The organism is Allobosea sp. 05T422_2 (assembly GCF_056396265.1).
Map to the genome: position 1 here is coordinate 1 of NZ_JBFTLD010000313.1, position 7,100 is coordinate 7,100.

Here is a 7,100-nt window from a genome sequence, read left to right on the forward strand (position 1 = left end):
GTCGGCGATATCCTCATCGTCGACGCCGCAGATGCGCTTGAGCGCCGAGAAATCACGCTTGGCGACAAGATGGAGGTTGGCGACCAGAGCCTGCATGGCCGGGTCGAAGCGGTCGCGCTCCCGCAGCTGGATCGACAGGCATTCGCGAACATCGCGCGCCCCGACACCGGAGGGGTCGAAGCCCTGGATGACGCCAAGCACGTGCTCGACCTTGTCCGTGCTCACACCGAGCCGCTCTGCGATCTCAGGCACCGGCTCGYCGAGATAGCCGGAATCATCGACCGCATCGATGAGGTGGCTGCCGATCAGTCGCTCCGCAGGATCGGTCATCGCGAGATCGAGCTGTGCGCTGAGGTGATCGCGCAGGGACAGTTCCGAGGTCAGGCTGGACTCGAAGCCTTCCGACCCGTCCTCGAACGAACCACCGGAGCCGCCATAGGCGCCGCCGGTGATCGGCAGGCTGTCGGCCCCCTTCGTGTCGAGGCGGGCGATTGTCGGCTGTTCACCCTGGAAGACGTTGTCGAGCCCGGTGCCGAGCCGGCCTTCCATGCCGTCCTGGGTGTTCAGGCTCTCGGCACGCGCAAAACTCTCTGGATCAGCCGCCAGGGGGCTATCGCCGCCATTGAGCTGTATAGGAGCCTCAGGCGCGTCGTCGCGCTCCAGCAGCGGATTCCGCTCCAGCTCACCCTCGACAAAGTTCTGAAGTTCGAGATGCGAGAGTTGCAGGAGCTTGATCGCCTGCAGCAGCTGCGGCGTCATCACCAGGGACTGTCCCTGGCGCAGCTCCATGCGCGGCATCATCGCCATTGCGCTCTTGACCTCTCATCCGCCTCGGCATGTTTCTTGCCTTCGGAACAAAGCCTAGCCGCGCAACGCGGGCGCGTCAAAGCCTCTGCACGCGCTTTGTGCAGAGAAATTAATGCAGTGCAGCATTCTGCCGAGATTATGGCAGCGGCATCACGGCCGGCTGGATCAGAGCTTGAAATCCTCGCCGAGATAGACACGGCGGACGTCCGGATTGGCGATGATCTCGGCCGGAGAGCCCTCGGTGAGCACGCGGCCGGAATGGATGATATAGGCGCGATCGACGAGGCCGAGCGTCTCACGGACATTGTGGTCGGTGATCAGTACGCCGATGCCACGATCGGTCAGCTGGCGCACCAGCGCTTGAATGTCGCCAACGGCGATCGGATCGATGCCGGCGAAGGGCTCGTCGAGAAGAATGAAGGACGGCCGCCCGGCCAGGGCGCGGGCGATCTCGCAACGGCGGCGCTCGCCGCCCGACAACGCGATGGAAGKAGCCTTGCGCAGGCGAGAGATCGTGAACTCTTCCAGAAGCGTATCGAGCTGACGCTCACGGCTCTTGCGGTTCGGCTCCACGACTTCAAGGACGGCCCGGATGTTGTCCTCGACAGTGAGGCCACGAAAGATCGAGGCCTCCTGCGGCAGGTAGCCAATTCCAAGCCTCGCGCGCTGATACATCGGCAAGCCGGTGATATCGTTGCCTTCCAGCGAAATGACCCCGAGATCGGCGGGCACCAGACCAGTGACCATGTAGAAGATCGTGGTCTTGCCGGCGCCGTTTGGACCGAGCAGGCCCACCGCTTCGCCCTGCCGGACGTAGAGGCTCGCCTCGCTCACCACCGTGCGGCCGCCATAGCTCTTGCGCAGGCCGCTGACAGCGAGAATACCCGGTCCACCGATCGATGCGGCAGATGATGTTGCCGGCTCGGCCTCGCTGTCCCGCGCCTTTGCGCCGAACAGTCCGCGCAAGCGCCCGAACATGCCGGGGCTTTGCTCGCTCCGGGGTGCCGTAGCCTGAGCGGGCAGGGTCGAACTGTCGGATTGCGGCATGGAATGGACTGTCACTGAGAGCAGGGCTCGCTGATGTGAAAGGCAGTCGGCCCGGCATGCGCCGGACCGGAGCGGCTAGTTGGTCGGCGGGCTCGCCGGGCGAGCGGGGGCCGCGGCACCGGGCTTGGGCGGAGTGTTCTTGCCCGCGTCCTTGCCGGCCTCGCCGGAATTCGGAACGAAGAAGCCCTGCACGCGCCCCTTGTTGTTCTCGATATTGGCGACGCCGGTCTCCGTGTCATAGACCAGTCGCTCGCCACGGGTGATGTTCGGCCCGTCATTCAGGGCGACATTCCCGGTCATGATGACCTTGTTGTTGGCGCGGTCGAACACCRCCTTGTCTGAGGTCGCAGCCTGCGTCTTCGAGACCACGGTCACCGGACCATCGCATTCGATGCGCTTGATGCTGCTATCATTGGATTGCGGCGCGCCCCCCGYTGCGGCTGGCGCCGGCGTTGCAGGACGCGATGCTCCTGGTACGGTCCCAGCGCCGCGCCCCTCGTAGAACACGGTCATGACCGAGCACCGCACCGTGGTCTCGCCCTGCACCGCCACGACATTGCCGGTGAAGACCGCGCGATTTTCCTTGTCGAGCACATCGAGCTTGTCAGCATCGATCTTGATCGGCTCCTTGCTGTCGCCACCAAGGCCGCCAAGAGGCGAATTCGCCCCCCCGCCGCCGCGGGCGGGCTTGGCCTTTCCAGCCGCAGGCGGTGTCGCCTGCGCAACCTTGGAGGCATCGGAGCGTGGCTGCGGGGTCTGGGCGACCGCCTCGGCAACGCATGAAAGACTCAGCGCTGCCGCAAGTAGCCATACCGGCTGCCAGCCCTTCGACATCGCAGGATTCACTGATGCAGCTTCGAATGCGGACCGCATATCACTGTCTCGTCCCAGTTGCAGGGGCATTGCCCGGAGAACTACCGTCGACCGCTGCCGGTTCCCGGTTCGGCGCGGCAGGCGCCTTGACCGGTCCTAGCAGTTCCGGAGCCGGCGTGCTGCCTTCGCGTTCAGGTCCGGCCAAGGCGCGAGCCGGTGCATTCTCTATCACGACTCGGACACGGCCGTCGAAGACGATCAGCGCGCCATTGTCCTTCACGTCCAGGGTATCGCCCTCGACGGTGGTCGAACCGAGCAGAACCTTGACCGGCTCCCGCGATACGACGGTCCCCGCCTTGAAATCGATATCGGCGCTGCGCATCCGCATATCATAGCCGGACTCGGTACGGACCTTCACGTCATCGACCAGTTTCAGCTTCTCCTTCTGGGAGTTGAACAGGCCGGTGCGGGCGTTGACCGTGACCCAGCCCTCCTGCTGCATCTGAATCCTGGCTGTCATTGTCGACAGCTCGATTTCGGTCGGATTGCGAATGTCCTGCAGCGCTTCGAGCGCCGTCACCTCGTAGGGCCGGTTGTCCTTGCGATAGCCCGAGAGGCGCGGCGACTCCATCTTGACCTTGCCGCCCGAAATGCCGACGGAACCGATCGACACGCCGGAGACGCCAGACAATGGATGCAGGAACGGCGTCACGATCAGGCCGAGCACGGCCACGACCGCACCGACGGGAATCGCGCGGCGGAGGAAGCGGACGAGCATGGTGTGCCGCTGCGCTGCCTTGAACGCAGCGCGACGTCGACTCGCACGTTTCGATTCGGGGGCGGTCCAGTCGCCCGTTGTCATCGCCACAGTCATGCCCCGCGCAATGGCAGTCGCTAACGGCTTTTTCGTGTCAGCCGGCGAACGACCTGCGGGCCCCTACGCGCTTCGTTCGCGTGGAGACTGACGCAAGAAGACTTAGAATTTGTCAAGCGTGAGCGAAGATGTYGTTCTCGGCCCAGCCGGCAAGATCGAGCTCCGCGCGGAACGGAAGGAAATTGAAACAGGCTTCGGCGAGATGCGAGCGCCCCTCGCGCACCAGCATGGCCTCGAGCTTCTCGCGCAGGGCGTGGAGATGCAGCACGTCCGAAGCCGCATAGGCCAATTGTGCCTCCGACAGCGTATCGGCGCCCCAATCCGAGGATTGCTGCTGCTTCGACAAGTCGATGCCGAGCAGTTCCCTGACAAGGTCCTTCAGGCCGTGCCGGTCGGTATAAGTCCGCACCAGCTTCGAGGCGATCTTGGTGCAGTAGACCGGGCCGGTGGTGACGCCGAAGGCGTTCTTCAGAACGGCAACGTCGAACCGCGCGAAATGGAACAGCTTCAGCACGGAAGGGTCCGACAGCAGTCGGATCAGGTTCGCAGGCGCAGGACCGTCCCGAAGGATCTGGACCACATCGGCAGAGCCATCGCCGCGCGAGAGCTGGACCACGCAGAGCCGGTCGCGATGCGGGTTGAGACCAAGCGTCTCGGTGTCGATCGCAACGACGGAGCCCGGCAGGAAATCATCCGGCAGATCACCGCGATGCAGACGGATGGTCATGACAAGAACCTCACTGGGCCAAAACACGCGGGACAAGGCCCCTGCCGCAGCTAGCGGGCGCCGAGCCCACGTTCAAGCCTTTTCTGCGCGCCGGGATCGCCGCGGGGCCATCGCGTTAACGCATTCTTCACCCTGAGCTTCAGGGCTGAGGGCCGGCGTGAGACAGTCTCCGAAACGGAATCATCGCCTTGCCGCTTCTCACCCTCCTGACCGGCTTCGAGGGCCGCATCGGACGCCCCGCCTTCTGGTCGGGCACGGCCCTGGTTGCTCTCGCGCTCGTCCTCGCCGACATCGGCAGCGCTCGCCTTGGCGCGGAGCATGGCCCCCAGATCACGGCCTTTGCCGGGGCTTTCGCCCTGTTTCCCTGGTCGGCGCTTGCCGCCAAACGCGGCCGGGACCGCGGACGGCCGTGGTATTACGGGCCGACGCTGGTCATCGCGATCGTACTGTCCGGACTTGGCCCCGGCCATCTCGAAGCAGCAGCGGCCAAAACACTCGGCACCTTCTCCCTGCTGCTCTGGCTCGTTGCGCTGATCGATCTCGGTTTGCTGCCGGGCTGCATTGCGCCCGAGTCCGTTGCAGAGACAGAAGCGGGTGCTAAACCGGCGGAATGAAGCCGCTCCCTCCTCCACTTCCCTTCGACCCGCTCGATCCCGTCGCCCTGACGCAGGCGCTCGTGCGATGCCCCTCCGTGACACCAGTTGAGGGGGGAGCACTTGCTCTGCTCGACACCGTTCTGAGCGCGGCTGGGTACTCGGTCGATCGGCCGGTATTCAGCGAGCCCGACACGCCGGATGTCGAAAACCTCTATGCCCGGATCGGCACCGAGGGGCCCGTTCTGGTCATAGCCGGCCATACCGATGTCGTTCCCCCGGGCGACCTCGCGCAATGGTCGCGCGACCCGTTCTCCGGCCAGGTCGAAGACGGTGTCCTGCATGGACGCGGTGCCTGCGACATGAAGGGCGGGCTCGCCTCGATGATCTCGGCTGCGCTGCGCTTCCGCCGCGATTATCCGGATGCGCCGGGCTCGATCGCCTTTCTCGTCACGGGGGACGAGGAATCGGTTGCCGTCAACGGCACCGTCAAGCTGCTGGATTGGGCGAAGGCACGCGGCGAACGCTTCGACCATTGCCTGCTCGGCGAGCCGACCAACCCGGCGACGATGAGCGACATGATCAAGATCGGCCGCCGCGGCTCGCTGACCGGCCGGCTGGTCGTTCACGGCAAGCAGGGCCATGTCGGCTATCCGCACCTCGCAGACAATCCGATCCGCGGCATGGTGCGCCTGCTGGCAGCGCTCGATGCGACGCCACTCGATACCGGAACGGCCTATTTCGATCCGAGCAATCTCGAGGTGACCACTCTGGATGTCGGCAATCCCGCGACGAATGTCGTTCCAGCCCAGGCAAAGGCTGTCTTCAACATCCGATTCAACGATATCTGGACGCCAGAGAGCCTCGCCGCCGAGCTCGACCGGCGGCTGCGGGACGCTGCCGGCAACCAGGTGCGCTACGAGCTCGAAGTTCAGCCGACGAATGCGGTCGCTTTCCTGACCGAGCCGGGGCCGTTCGTCGCGCTGGTCGCCGATGCGGTCGAAGCCGAGACCGGCACGCGCCCGGCACTCTCGACGACGGGCGGCACCTCCGATGCCCGCTTCATCAAGAGCTATTGCCCGGTCGTCGAGTTCGGCGTGGTCGGCCAGACCATGCATCAGATCGACGAACGGGTCGCGGTCTCCGACCTGCTCTGCCTGGAACGGATCACGCACCGCCTGCTCGAAAGCTACTTTGCTGCAACGCAACAAGGCGCTTGACCCCAAACCGGATACGCCGTTTACTGCATTAGACGAAAGTCTAATGCCACGTATCCGGAGTACCCGGCCATGGCTCTTGCTGCCGATGACGTGCTGCGCTCGCTACGCGGTTCATGGCGCCTGATGACCGACGGCGCCGAGGCGCTGAAGGAACTCGATCTCAGCCGCGACGGGTTCTGGCGCTCCTTTGCCGCGCTCGTGCTCACCGTGCCAGCGCTGGTCGCGATCCTGGCGGCCGAACGGCAGATTGCCGGGCTGTCCAACGCCGGGAACATGTTCGATTCCCCCGCCCTCATTGCCCGCGTGCTGGGCGCCCAGTGCCTGGCGATCATCGCAGTACCGGCGCTGCTGATAGGCCTCGCCCCGAACCTCGCCCATTCGCCGCGGCTGACCAGTTTCGTCATCGCCTGGAACTGGGCCGGCATCGTCTCGGCCAGCCTGATGGCGGTACCCGCCACTGTCTTTGCAATCGGCTGGTCGAACCCCGCCATCGCGACGATGCAGGCGATCGCCTTCGCGGTCATCGTGCTGCGCCTTCGCTATTGCGTGGCGCGTGCCGCCTTCGGCGCGCAAGGCCATGTCGCGCCCGCAATCCTGCTGGCGAGCGTGATGGCCGACTATTCGATCATCCGCGTCTTCGGCCTGGCGGGCATCTGAGCCCGGCTCAGTAATCGACGCCGGCGAGATAGAGCCCGCAGGATGGAGCAAGCGCCGCGCATTGCGAGCGGTCGCGCGCGGCCAGCACCTTGCCGACCTTGTTTTCAGGCCAGCGCCCCGCTCCCACCATCTTCAGACAGCCGACCATCGAGCGGACCTGATGATGCAGGAAGGAGCGGGCATGGGCGTAAATCACGATCTCCGAACCCTCCCGCGTCACATCGAGCCGGTCGAGCGTCCGAACAGGCCCGTTCGCCTGACATTCGGCGGCCCGAAATGTCGTGAAATCGTGGTGACCGACGAGCGCCTTGGCAGCGCGGTCCATGGCTTCATGATCAAGTCTGAAGGGGACATGCCAGAGT

Annotated in this window: 9 protein-coding genes; 3 read left to right on the top strand and 6 right to left on the bottom strand. The window is 65.0% G+C overall.

Going from position 1 to position 7,100, the window contains the following annotated elements:
• The 5 genes from AC1DJT_RS32175 to AC1DJT_RS32195 all read right to left on the bottom strand — a co-directional run.
• Positions 1-789, bottom strand: a 789-nt coding sequence (locus AC1DJT_RS32175; protein ID WP_476835661.1) for an RNA polymerase factor sigma-54, incomplete at its 3' end; no start/stop codon positions are given.
• 183 nt (positions 790-972) lie between these two features.
• Positions 973-1,785, bottom strand: coding sequence for an LPS export ABC transporter ATP-binding protein (gene lptB / locus AC1DJT_RS32180; RefSeq protein ID WP_476835662.1), 813 nt, complete (start codon positions 1,783-1,785; stop codon positions 973-975).
• A 144-nt stretch (positions 1,786-1,929) separates the two neighbouring features.
• Positions 1,930-2,688, bottom strand: coding sequence for an LptA/OstA family protein (locus AC1DJT_RS32185; RefSeq protein ID WP_476835663.1), 759 nt, complete (start codon positions 2,686-2,688; stop codon positions 1,930-1,932).
• A gap of 40 nt (positions 2,689-2,728) precedes the next feature.
• The gene (gene lptC / locus AC1DJT_RS32190; RefSeq protein ID WP_441490210.1) at positions 2,729-3,445 is read right to left on the bottom strand and encodes an LPS export ABC transporter periplasmic protein LptC; all 717 of its coding nucleotides are present in this window, start codon (positions 3,443-3,445) and stop codon (positions 2,729-2,731) included.
• Positions 3,446-3,653: 208 nt separating this feature from the next.
• Positions 3,654-4,268: a ribonuclease D gene (locus AC1DJT_RS32195; protein WP_476835664.1), complete on the bottom strand. Its 615-nt coding sequence runs from the start codon at positions 4,266-4,268 to the stop codon at positions 3,654-3,656.
• A 188-nt stretch (positions 4,269-4,456) separates the two neighbouring features.
• On the opposite strand from AC1DJT_RS32195, the gene AC1DJT_RS32200 reads away from it, so the two are divergent.
• The 3 genes from AC1DJT_RS32200 (at position 4,457) to AC1DJT_RS32210 (ending at position 6,738) form a co-directional block, all read left to right on the top strand.
• A complete protein-coding gene (locus AC1DJT_RS32200; RefSeq protein ID WP_441507277.1) occupies positions 4,457-4,882 on the top strand; it encodes a DUF805 domain-containing protein in 426 nt (141 codons plus the stop codon).
• Complete coding sequence (gene dapE, locus AC1DJT_RS32205; protein ID WP_441490213.1) at positions 4,879-6,081, top strand: succinyl-diaminopimelate desuccinylase; 1,203 nt, start codon at positions 4,879-4,881, stop codon at positions 6,079-6,081. The genes AC1DJT_RS32200 and dapE overlap by 4 nt, the downstream gene beginning before the upstream one ends.
• A gap of 69 nt (positions 6,082-6,150) precedes the next feature.
• Positions 6,151-6,738: a hypothetical protein gene (locus AC1DJT_RS32210; protein WP_441507278.1), complete on the top strand. Its 588-nt coding sequence runs from the start codon at positions 6,151-6,153 to the stop codon at positions 6,736-6,738.
• A gap of 7 nt (positions 6,739-6,745) precedes the next feature.
• Here AC1DJT_RS32210 and AC1DJT_RS32215 read toward each other — a convergent pair.
• The coding region (locus AC1DJT_RS32215; RefSeq protein ID WP_476835665.1) for a tRNA pseudouridine synthase A at positions 6,746-7,100 on the bottom strand (355 nt) is incomplete at its 5' end.